Raw genomic sequence first — 24,039 nt, 5'->3', positions numbered from 1 at the left:
GTGCGTGCCTGACGGTGGTAGCCAGTACCAAGCACGTAGCGTGCCAAGTTTATTTCCTTTCAGGTCAATGGGTTGGGCGGCGTGCTGAAGTGTCCGGGTGTCCGCGGACACCTTTCCGGACACTTTCATTAAGCGGACAGGAGGGGGAGCGCGGGCCCGCAGGCTAGAATGCGCCGATCGTCTTCAAGGAAATGCGTGACATGTGTGGAATCGTGGGTGCGATCGCTGATCGTGACGTAGTGCCGGTGCTGATCGAGGGTCTGAAGCGCCTTGAGTACCGTGGCTACGATTCCTCGGGCATCGCGGTGATCGACCAGGGTGAGCGCCGCGATGTGCGTCGTGTGCGTCGTACCGGTCGTGTGTCGGAAATGGCCACTGCGGCCGAGGCCGAGGGCTTCAACGCGGTGCTGGGCATCGGCCACACCCGCTGGGCCACCCATGGCGGTGTCACCGAGGCCAACGCGCATCCGCACATCAGCCACGGCGTGGCGCTGGTGCACAACGGCATCATCGAGAACCACGAAGAGCAGCGCGAGAAACTGCGCGCGCTGGGCTACACCTTCGAGTCGCAGACCGACACCGAAGTCATCGCGCACCTGATCCACCACCACCTGAAGGACGGCGACGACCTGCTGGTGGCGCTGCAGCACACGGTGAAGGAACTGACCGGCGCCTACGCGCTGGCCGTGGTCAGCCGTGCCGAGCCGGAGCGCTTCGTCTGTGCGCGCATGGGCTGCCCGCTGCTGGTCGGCCTGGGCGAGGGTGAGAACTTCGTCGCCTCCGACGTCTCGGCGGTGATCTCGGCCACGCGCAAGGTGATCTTCCTGGAGGAAGGCGACACCGCCGAAATCCGCCGTGACGGCGTGCGCATCTTCGATGAGCATGACCAGCCCATCGAGCGCGACGTGCATCTGTCCGATGTGTCGCTGGCTTCGCTGGAGCTGGGCCCGTACCGCCACTTCATGCAGAAGGAAATCCACGAGCAGCCGCGCGCGCTGGGCGACACCATCGAAGCGGCGATCGACGCCGGTGGTTTCCCGGCCGAGCTGTTCGGCAAGAACGCCGAAGCCGTGCTGTCGGGCATTGAAGGCGTGCAGATCATCGCCTGCGGTACCAGCTATTACTCCGGCCTGACCGCGCGCTACTGGATCGAGGCCATCGCCGGCCTGCCCTGCAGCGTGGAAATCGCCAGCGAGTACCGCTATCGCGCGGCCTATGCGAACCCCAAGCATCTGATCGTGACCATCTCGCAGTCCGGCGAAACGCTGGATACGATGGAAGCGCTGAAGTACGCCAAGTCGCTGGGCCATAAGCACACGCTGTCGATCTGCAACGTGCCGGAAAGTGCGATTCCGCGCGCCAGCGAACTGGTCTGCTACACCCGCGCCGGCGCCGAGATCGGCGTGGCCTCGACCAAGGCCTTCACCACCCAGCTGGCCGCGCTGTTCCAGCTGACCGTGGTGCTGGGCAAGCTGCATGGCCGCATCGACGCCGCGCAGGAAGCGGACTACCTGGAGCAGCTGCGCTTCCTGCCGGGCAGCGTGCAGCACGCGCTGAACATGGAGCCGCAGATCGCTGCCTGGGCCGAGCGTTTCGCGCGCAAGAGCAGCGCATTGTTCCTGGGCCGCGGCCTGCATTACCCGATCGCGCTGGAAGGCGCGCTCAAGCTCAAGGAAATCTCCTATATCCACGCCGAGGCCTACCCGGCCGGTGAACTGAAGCATGGCCCGCTGGCGCTGGTGGACGAGGACATGCCGGTGGTGGTGATCGCGCCCAACGACAGCCTGCTGGAGAAGGTGAAATCGAACATGCAGGAGGTGCGTGCGCGTGGCGGCGAGCTGTTCGTGTTCGCCGACCAGGACAGCAACTTCAACGCGTCCGAAGGCGTGCACGTGATCCGTACGCCGCGTCATGCCGGCGTGCTCAGCCCGATCGTGCACACCATTCCGGTGCAGCTGCTGGCGTACCACACCGCGCTGGCACGTGGCACCGACGTGGACAAGCCGCGCAACCTCGCCAAGAGCGTGACGGTGGAGTAAAGCACTCCCGGCGCTGTTGGATGCTGTATGCGAAAGGGGCCTGCGTGGCCCCTTTCGTTTGCGTCGGTAGCCGTGGAAAGTGGGACAGCTGCCGCGCGCTTTGTCCGCCTTCGGCAGGGCGCACTCAATCTTTAACGCGTGGCACCGCCAGTATTCAGCGGCGGTTTCAGCCGCGGTGCCATTCTCTGGATCGTCAGTTGGTTCCCACGACGAACTGTCCTATCGATGCCGGTAGTGACCGATGGTCGCAGTCGTAGAATCGATTCGACCGAGGTCCGGGTTGAGCCCACCTCGTTCGCGTTGCAGCACGTCGTCTGCCGATCCATTCCAAGCGGCAGCCGGGTGCGCCAGACGTGCGCTGAAAGGTCTGTTCCCGGGGAGGGGGCGTATCGGAAGAGCACACTTTTTGACTTAGTGACCTGCACCAGGAAACAAGAATGAACGTCCGCGAACTCCTGCAATCCAAGAAAGAAGCTGTCATCACCATCGACGCCGAAGACACCATCGGTGCCGCCGCCCACAAGATGAGCGCGAACAGGATCGCTGCGCTGGTGGTGATGAAGGACGATGCCCCGGTCGGCATCATTTCCGAAAAGGACATCGTGCGTACCCTGGCCGACGACGGCCCGCAGGCCGGCCGCCGGGTGATCTCCAGCCTGCCGTCCACCGGTTTGGAAGGCATTGCGCCGGAGGCCACCCTGAAGCAGGCCATGTCGTTGATGACGTACTCGCGGCGCCGTCATCTGATGGTCACTGAAGGCACCCGACTGGTCGGCATCCTCAGCCTGGGCGACATCGTGAAGAACCTGCTGGGCGAGCTGGAACTGGAAAAGGCCGTGCTGCAGGACATCTACATGGCGGCGCACTGAGGGCTGGATCCTTGGGCGCAGAGAAGCCGGGCATTGCCCGGCTTCTTCGTTCACGGCATCGGTGAAATCAGAAAGTGACCTTCACCGAGTCGGCGCTGTAGTTGGCTGGGCCGTGGTAGACCACTTCAATGTTGTTGCCATCGGGATCGAGCACGAAGGCGCCGTAGTAGCCCGGATGGTAGGGGCGTTCGCCCGGTGCACCGTTGTCGGTGCCGCCGGCGGCGATGGCTGCAGTGTGGAAGGCATCAACGGTGGCGCTGTCGCGCGCTTGGAACGCCAGGTGGTGGCGGCCGGTCAGCTGGCCGGCGGCAGCCTCGCTGCTGGCGCTGGAAATGAACAGCTCATCGGCCCAGAAGTAATCATCGCCTTCGCCGGCGATTGGAATGCCGATCGTATCGAACACCGCCTGATAGAAGCGGCGGCTGGCGGCCAGGTCACGCACCACCAGCTGGATGTGGTCGATCAATCGCCCACGGTGCAGTTCCATCGTTTCCATACGAACCTCAAAAAGGGGACGGAGTCGGTAGCGCCGGGCCGTGCCCGGCGAGCGCGCAGCGCGGCCTGCTCAAGGCCGCCGGGCATGGCCCGGCGCTACCGGAATTGTGCCCCTTTCCGGGTCAGACGTTGGCGATGATCTCGACCCAGTAGCCGTCCGGGTCCTTGATGAAGGCCAGGTTCTTCATGCGGCCGTCGGTCAGGCGCTTCTGGAAGGTCACGCCCAGGTCCTCGAAGCGCTGGCAGGCGGCCTCGATGTCCGGCACCGACACGCAGATGTGGCCGAAGCCGCGCGGGTCGCTGTTGCCGTCGTGGTAGACCGCGCCGTCCTGGGTCTCGGTGCCGTGGTTGTGGGTCAGCTCCAGCACGCCCGGCAGGCCGGCCATCCACAGGCGGCGCTGGGCATCGTCTTCCGGCACCACCGTACCGGCCGGTACGTAGGCCAGGAAGTACAGGCTGAACTGGGCGTCCGGGAAGTCGCGCTTGTCGATCAGCTGGTAGCCGAGCACGCGGGTGTAGAAGTCCAGCGAGGCGGTGATGTCCTTGACCCGCAGCATGGTGTGGTTGAACACGAAGCCGGTGGTTTCGGCCGGGGCCTGGGCGGCGACGCCGGGGACATCGCGCAGGGCGGGAATGGTCATGGGGGAGGTCCTTCAGACAGGGCCGTTGCAGGCCGGATGGGGTCATTCTACCGGCCGTCACCTGACGGCACCGCGACGTACAATGGGCGGATCGCACCGTTCCGTTCTGAGCATTGCCCGCCATGTCGCAGCGTGAATGGGTGGCTGCTGCCATCCGCAAGATCGAAGCCGATTTCAACCGTTCCGCCGATACCCACCTGATCCCGTTGGCGCTGCCCGGGTTCGAGGGCATCGACCTGTACCTGAAGGATGAATCGAGCCATCCCACCGGCAGCCTCAAGCACCGGCTGGCGCGCTCGCTGTTCCTGTATGCGTTGACCAATGGCTGGTTGCGCGAAGGGCGGCCGGTGATCGAGGCATCCAGCGGTTCGACGGCGGTGTCCGAGGCCTATTTCGCGCGCCTGCTGGGGGTGCCGTTCATTGCGGTGATCCCGGCCACGACCTCGCCGGAGAAGATTGCCGCCATCGAGTTCCACGGTGGCCGCTGCCATCTGGTCGAGCGTGCCTGCGAACTCAACGGCGAATCGGAGAAGCTGGCCCGCGAAACCGGCGGCCACTTCATGGACCAGTTCACCTACGCCGAACGCGCGACCGACTGGCGGGCCAACAACAACATTGCCGAGTCCATCTTCAAGCAGATGGCGGAAGAGCCGAGCCCGGTTCCGGAATGGATCGTGTGCAGCCCCGGCACCGGCGGTACCGCAGCGACGCTGGGCCGCTATGTCAGCTACCGCCGGCATGACACCCGCATCCTCTGTGCAGACCCGGAAGTATCGGTGTTCTTCGACGGATACCAGTCCGCCGTGGCCGGTGAGCAGGACTGGCGTGGCCTGACCTGCAGCGGCGGTTCGCGCGTGGAAGGCATCGGCCGGCCGCGGGTGGAGCCGAGCTTCATCCCGACCAGTGTGGATGCGATGGTGAAGGTGCCCGACGCGCTGAGCCTGGCCGCGATGCGCCATGTCAGCCGCCAGCTCGGCCGCCGCGTCGGTGGCTCCACCGGCACCAACTTCATTGGTGTGCTGCAGGCCGCGCAGTGGATGCGCGAGGCGGGCCATCAGGGCAGCATCGTCAGCATTCTGTGCGACAGCGGCGAGCGTTACGCGCAGAGTTACTACGACCCGGCATGGTACGCGCGGCAGGGCATTGATGTTGAGGGCGCCGATGCACAGCTGGCCGCCGCAGTGGCCGGGCAGGGGTTGCCGGAACTGCCGTGGTGCAGCCTGGAGGCGCTGTAGGTCGGTCGACGTTGTCGCCGGGCCACGCCCGGCGATCACGAGGGCGTCTCAATACCCCGCCGCGGTGAACGCATCCAGCACCGCATCACGCAGCGCATCGGGCAAGGCCTCGATGTCCATCGCGCGATCATCCAGGTGCAGGCTCGGGTCCAGCATGCTGGCGCGGCCTTGGGCCAGCGCCTGCAGCCACAGCAGCACGCAGATCACGAACTCGCGCTCATGGCCCAGCCGCAGCTGGCTGGCGCCGCGTTCGATCACTTCGAACGGGTACCACTCCTGGGCATCGCTGAACGTGCCGCCCTGCTGCAGCACAGCCTGCAATTGCTGCAGGTGACGCGGGGCGTCGTCGTCGGCATCGCACAATGCGGCGATCCAGGTCAGTTCGGCCGGGCTGGCGGACAATGCCAGTGACCGGGCCGGTGAGGCGGATGCAACTGCAGCCAGACCTTCCATGTAGGGCCTCGTTCGGTGCGTACCGCTGCGGACTCCCCCGCAGCCAGAGCTTCGAACCGCGACCGTAAGGCCGACGTGAATACCGGGCCGCGCCCCCTTGTCAGCCCCGCCTGCCAGCGCCATATCTACTGGGCTGCCCGCCTGCCGGGCCCGTACCCTGGAGATCTGCCGTGACCGTTGCCAACCCCCTGCTCGATTTTCCCGGCCTGCCGCGCTTCGAGGCCATCCGCCCCGAGCACGTGGCGCCGGCGCTGGACGTGCTGCTGGCCGCGGCCGAAGCCGCCGTCAGCGCGGCCGAGCAGGTGCAGCCGGTCACCTGGCAGACCTTCGTTGCCCCGCTGGACGATGCCACCGAGCGGCTGTGGCGTGCCTGGGGCCTGGTCGGCCACCTGCAGGGCGTGGTCAACACCCCGGAACTGCGTGAGGCCTACAACAGCAACCTGCCACGGGTGACCCGCTTCGCCAGCGCGCTGGGCCAGAACCTGGCGTTGTACCGGCAGTACCAGACACTGGCCGACAGCCCGGAAGCCGCAGGCTTTGACGAATCCCAGCGCAAGGTGCTGGACAACACCCTGCGCGATTTCCGCCTCGGTGGTGCCGAGCTGGCGCCGGAGGCGCAGCAGCGCTTCGCGGCGATCAAGGAAGAGCTGTCGGCACTGTCGGCGAAGTTCTCGCAGAACGTGCTGGACGCTACCGATGCGTGGTCGCTGATCATCGAGGACGAAGCGCGACTGAAGGGCCTGCCGGAAGATGTGAAGGCCGCCGCGCATGCCGCAGCACAGAAGGATGGCAAGGCCGGCTGGAAACTGACCCTGCAGATGCCGTGCTACCTGCCGGTGCAGACCTGGGGCGAGGACCGCGACCTGCGCGAGATCCTGTACCGCGCCAGTGCGCAGCGTGCGTCCGAATTTGGCGACGACGCGCTGGACAACAGCGGCAACATCGACCGCATCCTGGCCCTGCGCGCGGAACTGGCCGCGCTGCTCGGCTTCGGTTCGTATGGTGATTATTCGGTGGCGACCAAGATGGCGCAGGACCCTGCCGAAGTGCTCGGTTTCCTGCGTGACCTGGCCTCGCGCGCCAAACCGTTCGCGGCCAAGGACCGTGCCGAGCTGGAGCAGTTCGCGCGCGAGCAACTGGGTATCGGGCAGCTGCAGGCCTGGGACCTGGCGTTCGCCGCCGATCGCCTGAAGCAGGCGCGTTACAGCTATTCCGAGCAGGAAGTGAAGCAGTATTTCACCGAACCGAAGGTGCTGGGCGGCCTGTTCTCGGTGATCGAGCAGCTGTACGGCCTGCGTGTGCAGGAGGACAGCGCGCCGGTGTGGCACGAGGATGTGCGCTTCTTCCGTCTGGTCGATGCGCAGGGCGCACTGGTTGGCCAGTTCTACCTGGACCTGTACGCGCGCGAAGGCAAGCGCGGTGGCGCGTGGATGGATGATTGCCGCAACCGTCGCGAGCGCGCAGACGGCAGCGTGCAGACCCCGCTGGTCTACCTGGTGTGCAACTTCGGTCGCGGTGCCAATGGCAAGCCGGCCACCTTCAGCCACAACGAAGTGACCACGCTGTTCCATGAGATGGGCCATGGCCTGCACCAGCTGCTGACCCGCATCGGCGAGCTGGGCGTGGCCGGCATCAACGGCGTGGAGTGGGACGCGGTCGAGCTGCCGAGCCAGTTCATGGAGAACTTCTGCTGGGAATGGGAGCACCTGCAGGCGATGACCGCGCATGTGGACAGTGGCGAGCCGCTGCCACGCGCGCTGTACGAACGCATGCTGGCTGCACGCAACTTCCATAGCGGCATGGCGACCGTGCGCCAGCTGGAGTTCGGCCTGTTCGACATGCTGCTGCACAGCCAGTTCGAGCCGGCGCAGGACAGCGTGCTGGCGCTGCTTGATCGGGTGCGCGCGGAGGTGGCGGTGAACCATCCGCCGGCCTGGAACCGCTTCCCGCACCAGTTCAGCCACATCTTCGCGGGGGGCTATGCGGCCGGCTACTACAGCTACAAGTGGGCCGAGGTGCTGAGCGCCGATGCCTACGCCGCGTTCGAGGAAGCGCCGCAGGCGCTCGCGGAAACCGGTGCACGCTTCCGCGATGAGATCCTGTCGCGGGGTGGCAGCCGCCCGGCGGCGGAGAACTTCAAGGCCTTCCGCGGCCGCGCACCGCAGATCGACGCGCTGTTGCGCCATTCGGGCATGGCGTAAACCGCTCTGGTAGGTGCCAACCTTGGTTGGCACTTCCTGGCAATGGTGCGGACCACGGTCCGCACCCACCGGAAAGCGGTGCTTATTCGGCGTAGATCATCTTCCGGGTCATGCCGCCGTCGACGACGAAGTCCTGGCCGGTGGTGAAGCCGGACAGTGACGACAGCAGGTACACCGCCAGCGCGCCGATGTCCTCGGGCTGGCCGACCCGGCCGACCGGGTGCTGCGCATGGTCGATGGCCGAGTACTCAGGCTCATGGCGCCGTGAGGGTGCCTGCCACGCAGTGGTGCCGATCCAGCCAGGGCTGATGCTGTTCACCCGCACCGCCGGGCCGCTGCTGATCGCCAGCGCATGGGTAAAGGCCACCAGTCCGCCCTTGGCCGCGGCATAGGCTTCGCTATGTGCTTCGGATTGCCAGGCGCGGGTGGAGGCGATGTTGATGATCGCACCGGCAGCGCTGGCGGTCAGCGCGGGCAATGCATGCTTGCTGCACAGGAACGCGCCGTGCAGCGAGGACAGCCGGCGCTGCCACTCATCCCACGCCATGTCCTGCAGCCGCGTGCCGTGCGGGCCGGAGATGCCCGCGTTGTTGACCAGTCCGTCGATGCGGCCGAAACGCTGCAGCGCCACGGCGATGAAGTCGCGCACGCTGGCTTCGTCGGTGACGTCCAGGCGCTGGAACGCGGCGTCATCACCGCGCTGCCATTCCGCCAGGCACGCCTCGCCGGCCTCCATGTCCAGGTCGCCGATCAGCACGCGGCCCCCGGCACCGAGCACGGCCTGGGCGATGCCGCGGCCGATGCCGTTGGCGCCGCCGGTGATCAGCGCCACCTTGCCCGACAGCGGCGCGACCGGCCATGCGGCAATCGGCGGCACGCGGCTCATGATAGGTCGTCGCCACGCAGGCGGCGATGCCAGCCGTCCACGCCGATGCGGTCCAGGGTCTGGATGTTGCGCTCGACGATCACGTCCGGGTCCGGATAGACGTCCACCGCGCGTGCCACGCTGTCCTCGCGCAGCAGGTGCAGGGTGGGGAAGGGCGCACGGTTGGTGTAGTTGCTGGCGTCGTTGGCGGCCACGCCTTCGAACTGGTAGTCCGGATGGAAGCTCGCCACCTGCAGGATGCCCTGCAGGTCCAGCGCTTCGATTGCCGCGTCGGCGTTGTCGAGGAAATCGTTGTAGTCGAGGAAGTCGGTCAGCACCTGCGGATGCACGATCAGCGTCGTGTCGATCTGCTCGGCCGGCGTATCGCGCAGCAGCACCAGCTCCTCGGCCAGCTGTTCGACCAGCGCTTCGGGCGTGGTCGCATCACTGAGCACGAAACGGACCTGGTCCTTCACGTACACCGCCTTGGCGAACGGGCACAGGTTCAGGCCGATGACGATGCGCTCCAGCCACAGGCGGGTGGCGGCGATCGGGTCATCGGTGGGCAGGTGGGTGTCGGTCATGGCGGGCACGTCGGCTGGCGGGGCGGACATTGTAGGCAGTGTGCCGCTGCCGCGCTGTTCACTGTGCAGGAACTGGACAGTCGCCATGCTGGAAATTCCCGCCGATTCAAGCCCTTGCGGGCGACCGCTGGATGGCCGATTGCCTGTCGCGGACGGCGGGCGTGGAATGGACGCACGACACAGGAGGACACCCATGACTGCATCTTCTCCGTGGCTGCCGGATGCCCTTTGGGCCGGCGCCTTCTTCGATGGTCACTGGCAGGCGGCCGAGCAACGGCAGCCGGTGATCGAGCCGGCCACCGGCAACACCCTCGGCGAAATCGGCCTGGCCGACCCGGCGCAGGTAGCGCGTTCGGCGGCGGCCGCTGCACAGGCGCAACAGGCGTGGGCGTCAGCGCCTTACGAGCAGCGCGCGGAGGTGCTGCGCAACGCGGCACGCCTGGCCGAGGAACACATCGACACCCTGGTGGAGTGGCTGGTGCGCGAAAGCGGCTCGACACGGCTCAAGGCCGGCTTCGAAGCGAAGGTGACGATCAAGGCGCTGCACGAAGCTGCGGCGCTACCGTCGCGCAGCACCGGCGAGATCCTGCCCTCCGAGCCGGGTCGGCTGAACCTGGCGCGACGCCGGCCGCTGGGCGTGGTCGGCGTCATCTCGCCCTTCAACTTCCCGCTGTACCTGGCCATGCGCGCGGTGGCGCCGGCCATCGCGCTGGGCAATGCAGTGGTGCTCAAGCCGGACCCGCGCACGGCGGTGTGCGGCGGCGCGGTGATCGCACGCCTGTTCGAACAGGCCGGTCTGCCGGCCGGCGTGCTGCACATGCTGCCCGGCGATGGCGCGGCCGGTGCAGCGCTGACCAGCGATCCGCACGTGGCGATGATCCAGTTCACCGGTTCCACCGCCGCTGGACGCAAGGTCGGCGAAGCGGCGGGCAGGCACCTGAAGAAGGTCTCGCTGGAGCTGGGCGGCAAGAACTCGCTGATCATTCTCGACGATGCCGACCTCGACCTGGCGGTGGCCAACACCGCGTGGGGCGTCTACCTGCACCAGGGCCAGATCTGCATGGCGACCGGCCGCGTGCTGGTGCAGCGGAAGATCCATGACGCATTCCTGCAGAAGCTGGTGGCCAAGGCCAATTCGCTGAAGGTGGGGGATCCGGCACGCGAAGAGGTGGCCATCGGCCCGCTGATCAATGCCGGCCAGCGTGACCACGCCGCGCGCGTGGTCGAGCAGGCGCTGCAGGCCGGTGCTTCGCTGGAGGCAGGCGGTACGCACCGCGATCTGTTCTTCGCGCCGACCGTGCTTGGCAACGTCTCTGCCGACAATCCAGCCTTCAACGAAGAGATCTTCGCGCCAGTGGCGGTGGTGGTGCCGTTCGACGATGACGACGATGCCGTGCGCCTGGCCAACGACAGCGAGTACGGGCTGTCGATGGCGATCGTGTCCAGCAACGTCGGCCGCGCGCTGAAGATCGGCGAGCGCCTGCGTACCGGCCTGCTGCACATCAACGACCAGACCGTGAATGACGAGGTGATCAATCCCTTCGGCGGCGTCGGTGCGTCCGGCAACGGCACCAGCATCGGTGGCCCCGCCAACGGGGAAGAGTTCACCCAGTGGCAGTGGTTGACCGTCAAGGGCGAAGCGCCCGCTTACCCGATCTGATCGAAGGAGCCATCACGATGAACGACAAGACCACAACCCACGAGATCACCGCCGCCGTGGTCCGCGGCAAAGAACAGCCCTTCGTCATCGAGCAGGCCCGGCTGCGTGGCCCGCAGGACGACGAGGTATTGGTGAAGGTGGTGGCGACGGGCCTGTGCCATACCGACCTGATCGTGCGCGACCAGTACTACCCGGTGCCGCTGCCGGCAGTGCTCGGCCATGAGGGGGCTGGCATCGTTGAGGCGGTGGGCCCGAACGTGCGCGACCTCAAGGTGGGCGACCATGTGGTGCTGACCTATGGCGCCTGCGGTCACTGCAATCCCTGCCGGGGCGGCCACGGTGCCTACTGCAAGGACTTCTTTGCGCTGAACTTTGGTGGCGACGATGGCCACGGCCATACCGCGATCACCGATGCGCAGGGTCAGCCGCTGCACGACCATTTCTTCGCGCAGTCTTCGTTTGCCACCTTCGCCATCGCGCGCGAGATCAACGCGATCAAGGTACCCGACGATGCGCCGCTGGAACTGCTGGGCCCGCTGGGCTGCGGCATCCAGACCGGTGCCGGTGCGGTGCTCAATTCGCTGCAGGTGCGCTCGGGCAGCAGTTTCGCCAGCTACGGTGCCGGCGCGGTGGGCCTGAGTGCGGTGATGGCGGCGAAGGTGGCCGGTGCCACCACCATCATCGCCATCGACGTAGTGCCCTCGCGGCTGGAGCTGGCGCTGGAACTGGGCGCCACCCACGTGGTGAACAGCCGCGAGACCGACGTGATCGAGGCCGTACGCGCGATCACCGGCGGTGGTGCGTACTTCGCGCTGGAATCGACCGGTCGCCCCGAGGTGCTGTCGGCGGGTATCGAGGCGCTGGGCGGCTTGGGCATGATGGGCGTGGTCGGCGCACCGAAGCTGGGCACCACCGCCAGTTTCGATGTGAACAACCTGCTGCTCGGTGGTCGCAGCATCCGCGGCATCGTGGAAGGCGACAGCGTGCCGCAGGTGTTCATTCCGCAGCTGGTCACGCTGTTCCTGCAGGGCCGCTTCCCGTTCGACAAGCTGGTGAAGTTCTACCCGCTGGAACAGATCAACCAGGCGGCGGAGGACAGTACGAAGGGAATCACGCTCAAGCCGATCCTGCGCATCGCAGCGTAAGGGTGGGGAGGGTTTGCAGGACTGCGCCCTGCACCCGCCGAAGCAACGTCCACGGCAACGGCAAAAGCGGGCATTCCGTGGGATGGCGGGGTGGGCCCGGTTGCGGGGGACGCCGTAAACCCCGCTCCGCGGTCCGGCCCAGCCGCTGGCGGCTGTGCGTTCGCGCGCTTGCGAAGCAGTGCTTCGCGAGCAAAGCGCCCTCACCCCTGGGGGCTTGGCAGCCGCATCCATGCGGCTGACACCCCCGCAACCGGACCCACCCCGCCTTCGACAGGTTCCCGCCGCTGTTGGTCGGCACGGGGTCGGATCCGTTTTCCAATGGAAGACGCCTCTGACCCCGTGTTTGAACCGTTGGCGGAAACATTCCGTTGTCGGAACGTAACGTGGCGTTGCCGCCGACGGGTGTAGGCTGCGTCCATGATGGCCACGACAGTCGGGCAGCAACAACTGGTGGCGGCACGTGCCGCTTTCGCCGAGGGCGATGCGCGCTCATTGGGCGTGTTGCCGCTGCCGCTGCAGCAGTCATGGCTGCTGCAGCGCGCGGCGGGCCTGCTGCCCGGGCAGGAGCCGGACTACCGTCCGCTGCTGGGTGATGGCCGGCATCTTTCCGATCCCGGCGACCGTCGGCTCGCGCGCTGCGTGCGGCCGGAGCTGGAACAGCTGTGGGCCGCCTTTGGCGGGCGTGGCTGGACGATGTTCTGTGCCAACCGTGAGGGCATGGTGATCGCGCAGCAGGCCCATGGCCTGGAAGATGCACCGCTGCTGCGCCCGATCCAGGTCGGGCGGAGGCTGGGCGAGGGCGAGATCGGCACCACGGCACCGGCAGTCAGCCTGGCCGACGACCTGCCTGCGCTGGTACGGGGCAATGAACACTACCTGCAGCGGTTCGCCCCGGTGTTCTGCCTCAGCGAGCCACTGCACGATCTCAATGGGCAGGTATGCGGGGTGATCGATATCACCGGCCTGGGTGAGCGCGATCCCTCGTTGCTGCAGGGCTACTTCCGGCAGGCCGCGCTGGCCAGCGAGAACCGGTTGTTCCACGCGCTTGCCGACGTGCACCTGCTGGCGCTGCAGCATGATCCGCGCTGGCTGGCGTCGCCATTGCAGGGGCTGCTGGCGGTGCAGGAGGATGGCCAGCTGCGCGCGGCCAACCGTGTTGCGCGGCGCCTGCTGGGCCTGCCGCGTCGGGGGCCATTGCCGTTGTTGAACCTGGAAAGCGTGTTTGCCGGCGCCAGTGCCGCGCAGCGGCGGCGCCTGCTGCAACCCGGGGCGCCGCATCGGGTGCGGGTAGGCGAGGGCAGTGCGGTTTACCTGCAGCACCTGCAGGCGCCGCGCAAGGTCGCTGGCCGCAGCGCACAAAGCCCTCCAGCGGCGACGATGAATGCACCGCTGCTGCGTGATCAGCAGCGTGAAGCGGCGCGCCGTGCGGCGCAGGCGGCGGACGGCAATCTGAGCCTGGCCGCTCGCCAGCTGGGCATCTCGCGCACTACGCTGTACAAGCTGCTGCGCGGTTGACGTTGCAGTCCGCCGGGCCATGCCCGGCGGGCAGATCAATCGCGGAAATTGTTGAACTGCAGCGGCAGCTCGAACTTGCCTGCCTTGAGTACGGCAATGGCGTCCTGCAGGTCGTCGCGCTTCTTGCCCTGCACGCGCAGCTTGTCGCCGTTGATCTGGCTTTCGACCTTCAGCTTGGCTTCCTTCAGCGCGGCAGCGATCTTCTTGGCGATCTTCTGCTCGATGCCCTGCTTGACGGTGATCTTCTGCCGGGCCTGGGCCAGGTTGGTCTCGATGTCGCCGAACTCCAGGCTGAGCACATCGATGCCGCGCGCGGCCAGGCGTGCACGCAGGATGTCGTTCATCTGCTTGAGCTGGAACTCGGTCGGCGCAGTCTGGTTGATGACATCGCCATCGCGCTCGAACTTGGCGTCCACGCCCTTGAAGTCGAAGCGGGTGGCCAGTTCGCGGTTGGCCTGGTCGATGGCGTTGGTCAGCTCGTGGGTGTCGACTTCGGACACGACGTCGAAGGAAGGCATGGGCGGGCTCCGCAGGTTTCAGTGGCGGCCATTCTATCGTGCGGGGCCGCGCGCCCGCTTTGTGTAGAGCCGAGCCCATGCCCGGCTGCCTTGTGAAGAGCAGCCGAGCGTGGGCTCGGCTCTACAGAAGGCGACGACCGGGCGATAATGGGCCATGAACGTGCAACGCTCCCCTTCGCGTGCGGTGGCCTGGATGGTCGCTGCGGTCGCCTGTTTCTCGCTGATGGACGCTGGCATGAAGCAGCTGTCGGCCAGCTATCCCACGCTGGAAGTGACTTTCCTGCGTGGTGCGGCCTCGTTGCCGTTCGTGCTGGTGTGGGTGCTGGTCAGCGCCGGCCCGCGCTCGCTGATCCCGCGCCGCTGGGGCCTGCACCTGCTGCGTGGCGGGCTGGGCATGGCGATGATCGGCTGCTTCGTGTTCGCCCTGCGCGACCTGCCGCTGTCCACCGCCTACACCATCTATTTCGTCGCCCCGTTGTTGATCGCTGCACTCTCGGTGCCGCTGCTCGGTGAACGGGTCGGGCCGCGGCGCTGGGTTGCCATCGGCATCGGCCTGGTGGGCGTGCTGGTGGTGCTGCGGCCGGGCGTGGATGGCTTCATCTCGGTACCGGGGCTGATGGTGCTTGCTGCGGCCACCGCCTATGCCGTGGCAGCGATCACGGTCAGCCTGCTGACCCGCACCGATACCTCGCAGTCGATGGTGGTCTGGTTCCTGGTGATCATGGCCATCGGTGCCGGGCTGCTGTCCATTCCCGGTTGGGTGCCGCTGCAGCTGGCACATGCCCCGCTGATCGCCGGCATGGGACTGGCCGGGGCACTGGGCCAGATCGCCCTGACCAAGGCCTTCCAGCTGGGCGAGGCCTCGATGATCGCGCCGCTGGAGTACAGCGGGCTGGTCTGGGTGATTGGCTGGGACCTGGCCTTCTGGGGCCAGCTGCCTGATGGCTATACCTGGGTGGGCGCGGCGATCATCGTGGCTTCGGGGCTGTACCTGCTGCACCGCGAGCGGGTGAACCGGCAGGAGCCGCCGAAGCCGCTGGATCACCCCTGAGCCGGTTGGGCCAGGATCCGACCCCGGGGTCGGGTCCCCGCAGGGGCTCTAACCCCAGCCAATGCGTCGGCGCGGGCGACTTAGAACCAAAAGGAATAACATTCTGGCCCATGGCGCGGGCGCGCGACCGCCTGCGCTGGTAGGCTGCACGCCCCCTTCCGTCACCCAGCCGGTGAGCCACGCCCGTGATCGAGTTCCAGCGCCTGCACAAATCCTATGCCGTTGCCGGCCGCGAAGCCAGCGCGCTGCAACCGCTGGACCTGACCATCGAGGCCGGTGAGGTCTTCGGCATCATCGGCCATTCCGGCGCCGGCAAGTCGACCCTGATCCGCATGATCAACCGCCTGGAAGAGCCCAGCGGTGGTCGCCTGCTGATCGGTGGCGAGGATGTCACCGCACTGGATGCGGACGGCCTGCGCGCACTGCGCCGGCGCATCGGCATGATCTTCCAGCACTTCAACCTGCTGTCCTCGCGCACGGTGGCCGGCAATGTCGCCTTCCCGCTGGAGCTGGCCGGCACACCGAAGGCGGAGATCGACGCGCGCGTGGCCGAGTTGCTGCAGACCGTGGGCCTGGAGGCGCACGCGCAGAAGTACCCGGCGCAGCTGTCCGGTGGCCAGAAGCAGCGCGTCGGCATCGCCCGCGCGCTGGCGACCCGCCCGCAGATCCTGCTGTGCGATGAGGCGACCAGTGCGCTCGACCCGCAGACCACGGCCTCGGTGCTGTCGCTGCTGTCGAAGATCAATCGCGAGCTGGGCCTGACCATCGTGCTGATCACCCACGAGATGGATGTGATCCGCCGTGTGTGCGACCGCGTGGCCGTGCTCGACGCCGGCCAGATGGTCGAGACCGGGCCGGTCACCCGCGTGTTCCTGCACCCGCAGCACCCGACCACGCGCCGTTTCGTCAGCGAATCGGAGCATGTGGACGAGGGCGCGCTGCACCGCGATTTCGACGTGGTGGGCGGCCGCATCGTGCGCCTGACCTTCCTCGGCGGCGACACCTACGAACCCTTGCTTGGCAGCGTCGCGCGGCAGACCGGGGTCGACTACAACATCCTGTCCGGCCGTATCGACCGGATCAAGGACACCCCGTATGGCCAGCTGGTGGTCGCCCTGGTGGGCGGCGACCAGTCCGCCGCGCAGGCCGCGTTCGTGGCCGCCGGTGTGCATGTTGAGGAGCTGCGTCGATGATCATCGCTACTGCCGGCGGCTTCTTCCGTCACCTGGATGCGGGCAAGTGGGCCGACATCGGCCAGGCCACCATCGACACCCTGCTGATGCTGCTCGGTTCGCTGCCGCTTACCCTGGCCATCGGCCTGCCCCTGGGCGTGCTGCTGTATCTGTTCGGCGCGCCGCAGATGAAGCGCCGGCCGTTCGCCTATGGCGTGCTGGCGCTGGTGGTGAACCTGCTGCGCTCGGTGCCTTTCATCATCCTGATGATCGTGCTGATTCCGGTCACGCTGTTCCTGATGGGGACGTCGCTGGGTGTACGCGGTGCGATCGTGCCGCTGGTGATCGGTGCTGCACCGTTCTATGCGCGCCTGGTCGAGACCGCGCTGCGTGAAGTCGACCGGGGCGTGATCGAGGCGACCCAGGCGATGGGTGCCACCACCTGGCAGCTGGTCACCCGCGTGCTGCTGCCCGAAGCGCGCCCCGGCCTGATTGCCGGTGCGACGGTCACCACGGTAGCGCTGATTGGTTTCACCGCGATGGGCGGTGCGATCGGCTCCGGTGGCCTTGGCGACCTGGCCTTCCGCGACGGCTACCAGCGCTCGCACACCGATGTGGCCCTGGTCACCGTGGTCCTGCTGCTGATCCTGGTGCAGCTGCTGCAGATGCTCGGCGACCGCCTGGTCGCGCATTACAGCCGCAAGTAATCGGTGCGTCCGCCGGGCATGGCCCGGCGCTACCAGAATGGCCGCGCGGCTACGGTAGCGCCGGGCCATGCCCGGCGAGCGCTCTCTCAACGCACGTTCGGCACTTCGTAGCCCAGCTTCCCGACCTGTTCCGGGTGCTGCGGTACGCGCTTGAGCTTGTCGGTGTTCACGCCGTACTCGTCGCGCAGGCGTTCGGCCAGCTCCTTGTACAGCGCCTTGTCCATGTCCGGCGTGCGCGAGAAGATCCAGGCCATCTCACGGCCGGGGTAGCCGATCAGCGCCCACGAGTAATCCGGCGCCACTTCCAGCACCCGCGAATGGGTCGGCACGACGCGGTAGAACCAGGTGCGCCAGCCGTGGTTGCCGCTGTCCGGGTCGACGCTGGCGCGGGCACGCACTTCCTGCAGCGGTTCGCCGAAGCCATCACGGTAGCGGTAGGTGATGCCGACCTTGTGCGCGTCGCGCAGCTCGTACTCGTTGACGCTGGCGACATGGCCACGTTCGATGAAGTTCGGCACGCGGCCGATCACATACCAGGTGCCCATGAAGCGCTTCAGGTCGATCGGTGCGTCCAGGGCAGCTGCACCAGAGGCACTGGTACGGGGCGACGGCGGCTCACTGGCGGCCACGGCGGGGCCGGCCAGGGAAAGGGCCAGCAGCGCGGCGCAGAGCGGGCGGATCGAAGTCATGCGGGAGCGGGCTCCAGTGGGCTTGCACGCGCATGGTCGACTGTGTGCACGCGATCCGTCAATGGTGTCGCAACCTGTGAGAAGGGCCTTGCCCAAACTGTGTTGCATTGTCCACCGGAGAAGCCCCATGTACGCACGTTCCGTTCGCCGCCCTGCAACTGAACGCGTCATCATTGAACGCGCCGATCCACGCCTGCTGCGCAGCGTGCAGCAGGTGGCGCTGGCCGGCCTGGCACTGGTGCTGGTCTGGCCAGCCGCGCGCGGCAGCAACGCCTGGCTGGGCTGGCTGCCGATGTGGCTGGTGGGCATGCCGCTGGTGGCCTGGTGGGCGTTGCTGCGCTTCCCGCTGCCTGGACTGTCGTGGCTGCGGCTGGCCCGGCGTACCGGTGGACAGGCCCGTCGCCGCACCGGCGGCACGACCCGTGGCCGGCGCAGCCCCGCGGCCACGGCCTGACCTTCGACACGGGGGAGACCGCGACATTCCGTGCTAGCGTTCCAAGGCTTATGACTGCCTGGAGCTGCAATGTCACGACTCGCTTCCGCCTGCCTGCTGGCCGGCATGATGACCGCTGCCTCGGTGGGGACCGCCGTGGCCGCTGAAGACACCGACCGTTACGCCTGGCTCGAAGACGTCACCGGCGACAAGCCGCTGACCTGGGTCAAGGAACAGAACGCCAAGTCCGAGGCGCGCCTGGCGCAGACCCCGGCCTTCAAGCAGATGGAGACCCGCATCCGCGAGGTGCTCGACTCCGATGCCAAGATTCCCGGCGTGCAGAAGATCGGCGACTACTACTACAACTTCTGGAAGGACCAGCAGCACGAGCGTGGCCTGTGGCGCCGCACCACCCTGGCCGAGTACCGCAAGGCCTCGCCGCAGTGGGAAACCGTGCTTGACCTGGATGCGTTGAACAAGGCCGAAGGCGAGAACTGGGTCTGGCACGGTGCTGACTGCCTGCGTCCGGACTACAGCCGCTGCCTGATCGCGCTGTCGCGCGGTGGCGCCGACGCCGATGTCACCCGCGAATTCGACCTGTCCAACAAGAGCTGGATCAAGGACGGCTTCTTCCGTCCGGAGTCGAAGGGCGGCCTCAGCTGGATCGATCGCGATACGGTGTTCGTCTACACCGACTTCGGTGCCGGTTCGATGACCACCTCCGGCTACCCGCGCGTGGCCAAGCTGTGGAAGCGCGGCACGCCGATGGCCTCGGCCACGGCCGTGTACGAAGGCAAGCCGGAAGACATGTACATCGCGGCGATGCACGATGACACCCCGGGCTTCGAGCGCAACCTGGTCAGCCGCACCCTGGCCTTCTACAACAACGAGATCTACCTGCGCGGCGACGACGGCACGCTGACCAAGATTGATGCGCCGAACTCGGCCGAGAAGGGCCTGCACAAGCAGTGGCTGACCCTGGAGCTGCGCGACCCGTGGACCGTGGGCGGCAAGACCTATGCCTCCGGTTCGCTGCTGGCCACCAAGCTGGATGACTTCCTGGCGGGCAAGCGCGACTTCGAGGTGCTGTTCACCCCGACCGCGACCACCTCGCTGGCCAGCGCCACCTGGACCAAGAGCCATCTGGTGCTGAACGTGCTGGATGACGTCAAGAACCGCCTGTCGGTGCTGACCCCGGGCGCCGATGGTTGGCAGACCAGCCGTTTCGTCGGCGCGCCGGCCTTTGGCACGCTGGGCGTGGCCGCGGTGGACAGCAACGACAGCGACGCGGTGTGGCTGACCGCTACCGACTACCTGACCCCGACCACGCTGGCACTGGCCGAGATCGGCCAGGCGCCGGAAACGCTGAAGACCATGCCGGCCTTCTTTGATGCCAAGGGCAAGGTGATCGAGCAGCACTTCGCCACCAGCAAGGACGGCACCCGCGTGCCGTACTTCGTGGTGCACGACAAGGCGATGAAGCTGGATGGCTCCAACCCGACCCTGCTGTACGGCTACGGTGGTTTCGAGATCTCGCTGACCCCGAACTACTCCGGTGGCATGGGCCGCGCCTGGCTGGAGAAGGGCGGCGTGTACGTGGTCGCCAACATCCGTGGTGGTGGCGAGTACGGCCCGCGCTGGCACCAGGCAGCGCTGAAGCAGAACCGTCACAAGGCCTATGAAGACATGGCCGCGGTGGCGCGCGATCTGGTCAAGCGCAAGATCACCAGCGCCAAGCACCTGGGCGTGCAGGGCGGCAGCAACGGTGGCCTGCTGACCGGCAACATGCTGACCCAGTACCCGGAACTGTTCGGTGCGGTGGTGGTGCAGGTGCCGCTGCTGGACATGAAGCGCTACAGCCATCTGCTGGCCGGTGCCTCGTGGATGGCCGAGTACGGCAACCCGGATACCAGCGACTGGGAGTTCATCAAGACCTTCTCGCCGTACCACCTGTTCAACGCGAAGAAGAACTACCCGCCGGTGCTGTTCACCACCTCCACCCGCGATGATCGCGTGCATCCGGGCCACGCCCGCAAGATGGCGGCGAAGATGATCGACGCCGGCAAGGACGTGACCTACTACGAGAACATCGAAGGTGGCCACGGCGGTGCAGCCAACAACGCGCAGGCCGCACACATGTCGGCGCTGGCCTACAGCTTCCTGTGGGAACGCCTCGGCGGTAAGTGACGGAATGAAAAACGCCGCCTTCGGGCGGCGTTTTTCGTTGGGTCCGCGTATCCACGTGGCGTGGAGCCAGTAGATCCACGCCATGCGTGGATGCTGTTCGCGCAGGGCGATCAGGTGCCCCAGCTCTTCAACCCACGCGCGATCCGCGCCACCGCCTCCTGCAATCGCGGCACTTCCTGCGTATAGGCCAACCGCACATGCTGGTTGGCGCGATGGAAGCCGAAATCCAGCCCGGGGGTGAATGCCACGTGCTCGGTTTCCAGGAAGTGCGCGCAGAACGCCTGCGCGTCGTCGGTGAATGCGCTCACATCGGCGTACAGGTAGAACGCACCCTGCGGCTCGACTTCGATGCGGAAGCCCAGTTCGCGCAGTGCAGGCAGCAGGAAATCGCGGCGTCGGCGGAACGCTTCACGGCGCTGTTCGAAGATCGCCATCGATTCTTCGCTGAAGCAGGCGAGTGCGGCGTGCTGGGCGATGCTTGACGCGCTGATGTACAGGTTCTGCGCCAGCTTCTCCAGATCGGGCACCGCCGCCGGCGGTGCCACCAGCCAGCCCAGCCGCCAGCCGGTCATGCCGAAGTACTTGGAGAAGCTGTTCAGCACGAACGCGCTGTCGTCCACCTGCAGCACGCTGGGCGCATCCAGGCCGTAGGTCAGGCCGTGATAGATCTCGTCCACCACCAGGTGGCCGCCCCACGCGTGCAGGGTCTGCGACAGGGCTGACAGTTCGTCGGCGGAAAGCACGGTGCCGGTCGGGTTGGCCGGCGAGGCAACCAGCGCGCCGACGCTGTCGGCGTTCCAGTGTTGTTCCACCAGCGATGGAGTCAGCTGGTAGGCGGTTTCCGGCCCGACCGGCACCAGCTGCGCACCGCCTTCCACCAGGCGCAGGAAGTGGCGGTTGCACGGATAACCTGGGTCGGCCAGCAGCCAGTGGCGACCGGGATCGACCAGCAGGCTGCTGGCCAGCAGCAGCGCACCGGAGCCGCCGGGGGTGACCAGGATGCGTTCGGGATCGATGTCCAGCCCGTAGTGGCTGCGATAGAAACCACTGATGGCCTGGCGCAGGGCCGGCAGGCCACGTGCGGCGGTGTAGCGGGTATGGCCGGCGGCCAATGCGGCCTGGCCGGCACGCACGACCGGTTCGGCCGTGGTGAAGTCCGGTTCGCCGATTTCCAGGTGGATCACATCGTGGCCGGCCTGTTCCAGCGCCTGTGCGCGGGCCAGCAGCGACATCACGTGGAACGGAGCGATTTCATGGCTGCGCCGGCTGTAGCCCGGCGTGTGGGGCAGGGTACTCATCTGCCCATGGTACGCCGGTCGGCATGACCCATGACGATCCGCAGGGTTGCCGCATTGCAGGGATTGGGGTCAGATCCCTTTTCGGGAAAAGGGATCTGACCCCGCCGAAGACCATTGCATTGATGCGCCTGGAGCCTTATCTCATGAAATCCACTCTCTGCCTGTTGCTTGCGAGCCTGATGACCACGACCGCTACCGCCGCCACGCCGCCCGTTCCGCCGGATGCCGCCAAGCACCCGCATGTGGTCAAGGCGCCGTTCGGCGCGACCCGCAACGATGACTATTACTGGCTGCGCGACGACAAGCGCGAGAACAAGGACATGCTGGCCTACCTGCAGGCCGAGAATGCCTACGCTGACCAGCTGCTGGCACCGCTGAAGCCGCTGGAAGACACCCTGTACAAGGAGATCGTCGGCCGCATCAAGCAGGACGATTCCAGCGTGCCAGCGCGCGAGCGCGGCTACTGGTACTACAGCCGTTTCGAGACCGGCCAGGACTACCCCATCCACGCGCGCCGCAAGGGCAGCATGGACGCGGCCGAAGAGATCCTGCTGGACGTCAACACGATGGCCGCTGGCAAGGGCTACTTCAGCGTCGGCTCGATGGAGGTCAGCCAGGACAACCAGCTGCTGGCCTGGGCCGATGATGATGTGGGCCGCCGCCAGTACACGATCCGCTTCAAGGACCTGGCCACCGGCAAGGTGTTGCCCGATGTGATCACCGGCAGCTCCGGCGACCTGGTCTGGGCCGACGACAACCGCACCGTGCTGTATGTCGAGAACGATCCGGAAACACTGCTGACCGTGCGCGTGAAGAAGCACGTGCTGGGTACCCCGGCCAGCGCCGACACCGTCGTCTACGAAGAGAAGGACGACAGCTTCTACATGGGCATCGGCCGCACCCGCGACGATCGCTTCATCACCATCGGCGTGCACAGCACCGTGTCCTCGGAAGAGCGCTATGCACCCGCCAGCGACCCGACCACCTTCACCGTGCTGGCGCCGCGCCAGCGCGATGTCGAGTACGACGCCGATCACTACGACGGCCGCTGGGTGATCCGTACCAACGATGGTGCGAAGAACTTCAAGCTGGTCACCGCACCGACCGATGCGACCTCGCGCGCGCAGTGGAAGGACTGGATCGCGCATGACGATGCGGTGTTCATCGAAGGCTTCGAACTGTTCGATGGCTACACCGCCATCGCCGAGCGTTCGCAGGGCCTGGAACGCATCCGCCTGCTGTTCAAGGATGGTCGCAGCGACTACGTGAAGGCCGACGAGCCGGCGTACTCGATGGGCCTGGGCGACAACACCGAGGCCGATACGCCGTGGCTGCGTTACATCTACACCTCGATGACCACCCCGACCACGGTGTTCGAACTGAACACCGCCACCGGCGAGCGCCGCCAGCTGAAGGTGCAGCCGGTGATCGGCTATGACGCCTCGAAGTACGAAACCGATCGCGTCTGGATCACCGCGCGCGATGGCGTAAAGGTGCCGGTGTCGCTGGTCTACCGCAAGGGCTACCAGAAGGATGGCAAGGGCGCGCTGTTCCAGTACGCCTATGGCAGCTACGGCATGTCGATGGACCCGTACTTCAACCAGACCGCGGTGAGCCTGCTCGACCGCGGCGTGGTGTATGCCATCGCCCACATCCGCGGTGGCCAGGAAATGGGCCGCGACTGGTACGAGAACGGCAAGCTGCTGCACAAGCAGAACACCTTCAACGACTTCATCGACGTCACCCGAGGGCTGGTGGCACAGGGCTGGGCGGCGAAGGATCGCGTCGCCGCATCCGGCGGCAGTGCCGGTGGCCTGCTGATGGGCGCGGTGGCCAACCAGGCCCCGCAGGATTACCGGGTGATGGTGGCGCAGGTGCCGTTCGTCGATGTGGTCACCACCATGCTCGACCCGACCATTCCGCTGACCACCAACGAGTACGACGAGTGGGGCAACCCGGAACAGAAGCCGTACTACGACTACATGCTGTCCTACTCGCCGTATGACAACGTGAAGCAGCAGGCCTATCCGGCGCTGTTCGTGGGCACCGGCCTGTGGGATTCGCAGGTGCAGTACTGGGAACCGGCCAAGTGGGTAGCCAAGCTGCGTGACGACAACACCGGCCCCTACCCGATCCTGTTCCGCACCAACATGGAAGCCGGCCACGGTGGCAAGTCGGGGCGCTTCCAGCGTTACCGCGAGCTGTCCGAGTCGTATGCGTTCGTGCTGCAGCAGCTGGGCATCGCCCAGCCGTGATGGCGACAGGGTGCCGGGCACTGCCTG

General features: G+C 66.7%; 21 protein-coding genes. 13 read left to right on the top strand and 8 right to left on the bottom strand.

Features of this window, described 5'->3' with window-relative positions:
• Window positions 1–200: 200 nt before the first annotated feature.
• Window positions 201–2,039: a glutamine--fructose-6-phosphate transaminase (isomerizing) gene (glmS, locus tag AC5P6E_RS02085; RefSeq protein ID WP_010481343.1), complete on the top strand. Its 1,839-nt coding sequence runs from the start codon at window positions 201–203 to the stop codon at window positions 2,037–2,039.
• A gap of 437 nt (window positions 2,040–2,476) precedes the next feature.
• Entirely contained in the window at window positions 2,477–2,908 is a 432-nt protein-coding gene (locus AC5P6E_RS02080) for a CBS domain-containing protein (protein WP_005411115.1), read from the top strand.
• A gap of 67 nt (window positions 2,909–2,975) precedes the next feature.
• On the opposite strand, the gene AC5P6E_RS02075 is transcribed toward AC5P6E_RS02080, so the two are convergent.
• Window positions 2,976–3,404, bottom strand: coding sequence for a VOC family protein (locus tag AC5P6E_RS02075; RefSeq protein WP_049404183.1), 429 nt, complete (start codon window positions 3,402–3,404; stop codon window positions 2,976–2,978).
• Window positions 3,405–3,525: 121 nt separating this feature from the next.
• Entirely contained in the window at window positions 3,526–4,044 is a 519-nt protein-coding gene (gloA, locus tag AC5P6E_RS02070; RefSeq protein ID WP_057503091.1) for a lactoylglutathione lyase, read from the bottom strand.
• A gap of 122 nt (window positions 4,045–4,166) precedes the next feature.
• Here gloA and AC5P6E_RS02065 point away from each other — a divergent pair, with 122 nt between their 5' ends.
• On the top strand, window positions 4,167–5,279 hold the full coding sequence (locus tag AC5P6E_RS02065) for a PLP-dependent cysteine synthase family protein (RefSeq protein WP_043401049.1): 1,113 nt from the start codon (window positions 4,167–4,169) through the stop codon (window positions 5,277–5,279).
• Between the two features lie 48 nt (window positions 5,280–5,327).
• Here the strand turns inward: AC5P6E_RS02065 and AC5P6E_RS02060 are convergent, their stop codons facing one another.
• On the bottom strand, window positions 5,328–5,732 hold the full coding sequence (locus AC5P6E_RS02060) for a hypothetical protein (RefSeq protein ID WP_010481352.1): 405 nt from the start codon (window positions 5,730–5,732) through the stop codon (window positions 5,328–5,330).
• Window positions 5,733–5,902: 170 nt separating this feature from the next.
• Between AC5P6E_RS02060 and AC5P6E_RS02055 the strand changes: the two genes are divergently transcribed.
• Complete coding sequence (locus tag AC5P6E_RS02055) at window positions 5,903–7,933, top strand: M3 family metallopeptidase (RefSeq protein WP_495230641.1); 2,031 nt, start codon at window positions 5,903–5,905, stop codon at window positions 7,931–7,933.
• Window positions 7,934–8,015: 82 nt separating this feature from the next.
• Here AC5P6E_RS02055 and AC5P6E_RS02050 read toward each other — a convergent pair whose 3' ends face one another.
• Together AC5P6E_RS02050 and AC5P6E_RS02045 are read right to left on the bottom strand one after the other, a co-directional pair.
• Window positions 8,016–8,819, bottom strand: coding sequence for an SDR family oxidoreductase (locus AC5P6E_RS02050; RefSeq protein ID WP_329834992.1), 804 nt, complete (start codon window positions 8,817–8,819; stop codon window positions 8,016–8,018).
• Window positions 8,816–9,382, bottom strand: a complete 567-nt coding sequence (locus AC5P6E_RS02045; protein WP_029379749.1) for a DUF1415 domain-containing protein — start codon at window positions 9,380–9,382, stop codon at window positions 8,816–8,818. The genes AC5P6E_RS02050 and AC5P6E_RS02045 overlap by 4 nt, the downstream gene beginning before the upstream one ends.
• 193 nt (window positions 9,383–9,575) lie before the next feature.
• Between AC5P6E_RS02045 and AC5P6E_RS02040 the strand changes: the two genes are divergently transcribed.
• The 3 genes from AC5P6E_RS02040 (at window position 9,576) to AC5P6E_RS02030 (ending at window position 13,702) form a co-directional block, all read left to right on the top strand.
• Window positions 9,576–11,042: an aldehyde dehydrogenase family protein gene (locus tag AC5P6E_RS02040; RefSeq protein WP_043401043.1), complete on the top strand. Its 1,467-nt coding sequence runs from the start codon at window positions 9,576–9,578 to the stop codon at window positions 11,040–11,042.
• 17 nt (window positions 11,043–11,059) lie between these two features.
• Window positions 11,060–12,187: a zinc-binding dehydrogenase gene (locus AC5P6E_RS02035; RefSeq protein ID WP_019338847.1), complete on the top strand. Its 1,128-nt coding sequence runs from the start codon at window positions 11,060–11,062 to the stop codon at window positions 12,185–12,187.
• Window positions 12,188–12,604: 417 nt separating this feature from the next.
• A complete protein-coding gene (locus AC5P6E_RS02030; RefSeq protein WP_495230640.1) occupies window positions 12,605–13,702 on the top strand; it encodes a helix-turn-helix domain-containing protein in 1,098 nt (365 codons plus the stop codon).
• 35 nt (window positions 13,703–13,737) lie between these two features.
• Here the strand turns inward: AC5P6E_RS02030 and AC5P6E_RS02025 are convergent, their stop codons facing one another.
• Window positions 13,738–14,220: a YajQ family cyclic di-GMP-binding protein gene (locus tag AC5P6E_RS02025; RefSeq protein WP_010481366.1), complete on the bottom strand. Its 483-nt coding sequence runs from the start codon at window positions 14,218–14,220 to the stop codon at window positions 13,738–13,740.
• Between the two features lie 154 nt (window positions 14,221–14,374).
• Here AC5P6E_RS02025 and AC5P6E_RS02020 point away from each other — a divergent pair, with 154 nt between their 5' ends.
• From AC5P6E_RS02020 to AC5P6E_RS02010, 3 genes are all read left to right on the top strand, one after another.
• Entirely contained in the window at window positions 14,375–15,271 is an 897-nt protein-coding gene (locus tag AC5P6E_RS02020) for a DMT family transporter (RefSeq protein WP_010481368.1), read from the top strand.
• 185 nt (window positions 15,272–15,456) lie between these two features.
• The gene (locus AC5P6E_RS02015) at window positions 15,457–16,464 is read left to right on the top strand and encodes a methionine ABC transporter ATP-binding protein (RefSeq protein ID WP_495230639.1); all 1,008 of its coding nucleotides are present in this window, start codon (window positions 15,457–15,459) and stop codon (window positions 16,462–16,464) included.
• Complete coding sequence (locus tag AC5P6E_RS02010; protein ID WP_010481370.1) at window positions 16,461–17,150, top strand: methionine ABC transporter permease; 690 nt, start codon at window positions 16,461–16,463, stop codon at window positions 17,148–17,150. The genes AC5P6E_RS02015 and AC5P6E_RS02010 overlap by 4 nt, the downstream gene beginning before the upstream one ends.
• An 86-nt stretch (window positions 17,151–17,236) precedes the next feature.
• Here AC5P6E_RS02010 and AC5P6E_RS02005 read toward each other — a convergent pair whose 3' ends face one another.
• Entirely contained in the window at window positions 17,237–17,839 is a 603-nt protein-coding gene (locus AC5P6E_RS02005; RefSeq protein ID WP_010481371.1) for a lipocalin family protein, read from the bottom strand.
• Window positions 17,840–17,966: 127 nt separating this feature from the next.
• On the opposite strand from AC5P6E_RS02005, the gene AC5P6E_RS02000 reads away from it, so the two are divergent.
• A complete protein-coding gene (locus AC5P6E_RS02000; RefSeq protein ID WP_010481372.1) occupies window positions 17,967–18,293 on the top strand; it encodes a hypothetical protein in 327 nt (108 codons plus the stop codon).
• Window positions 18,294–18,362: 69 nt separating this feature from the next.
• Window positions 18,363–20,459 (top strand): prolyl oligopeptidase family serine peptidase, encoded by a 2,097-nt coding sequence (locus tag AC5P6E_RS01995; RefSeq protein WP_019337663.1) that lies wholly within the window; start codon window positions 18,363–18,365, stop codon window positions 20,457–20,459.
• 110 nt (window positions 20,460–20,569) lie between these two features.
• Here the strand turns inward: AC5P6E_RS01995 and AC5P6E_RS01990 are convergent, their stop codons facing one another.
• Complete coding sequence (locus tag AC5P6E_RS01990; RefSeq protein WP_019337664.1) at window positions 20,570–21,757, bottom strand: pyridoxal phosphate-dependent aminotransferase; 1,188 nt, start codon at window positions 21,755–21,757, stop codon at window positions 20,570–20,572.
• Between the two features lie 143 nt (window positions 21,758–21,900).
• Here AC5P6E_RS01990 and AC5P6E_RS01985 point away from each other — a divergent pair, with 143 nt between their 5' ends.
• Window positions 21,901–24,012 (top strand): S9 family peptidase, encoded by a 2,112-nt coding sequence (locus AC5P6E_RS01985; protein ID WP_019337665.1) that lies wholly within the window; start codon window positions 21,901–21,903, stop codon window positions 24,010–24,012.
• Window positions 24,013–24,039: the final 27 nt, after the last annotated feature.

It is taken from the genome of Stenotrophomonas sp. YJH_SMC_16, from assembly GCF_059367875.1.
Note: the sequence above shows the minus strand (reverse complement) of the source record. Positions and strands in the feature narration are given on the sequence as shown.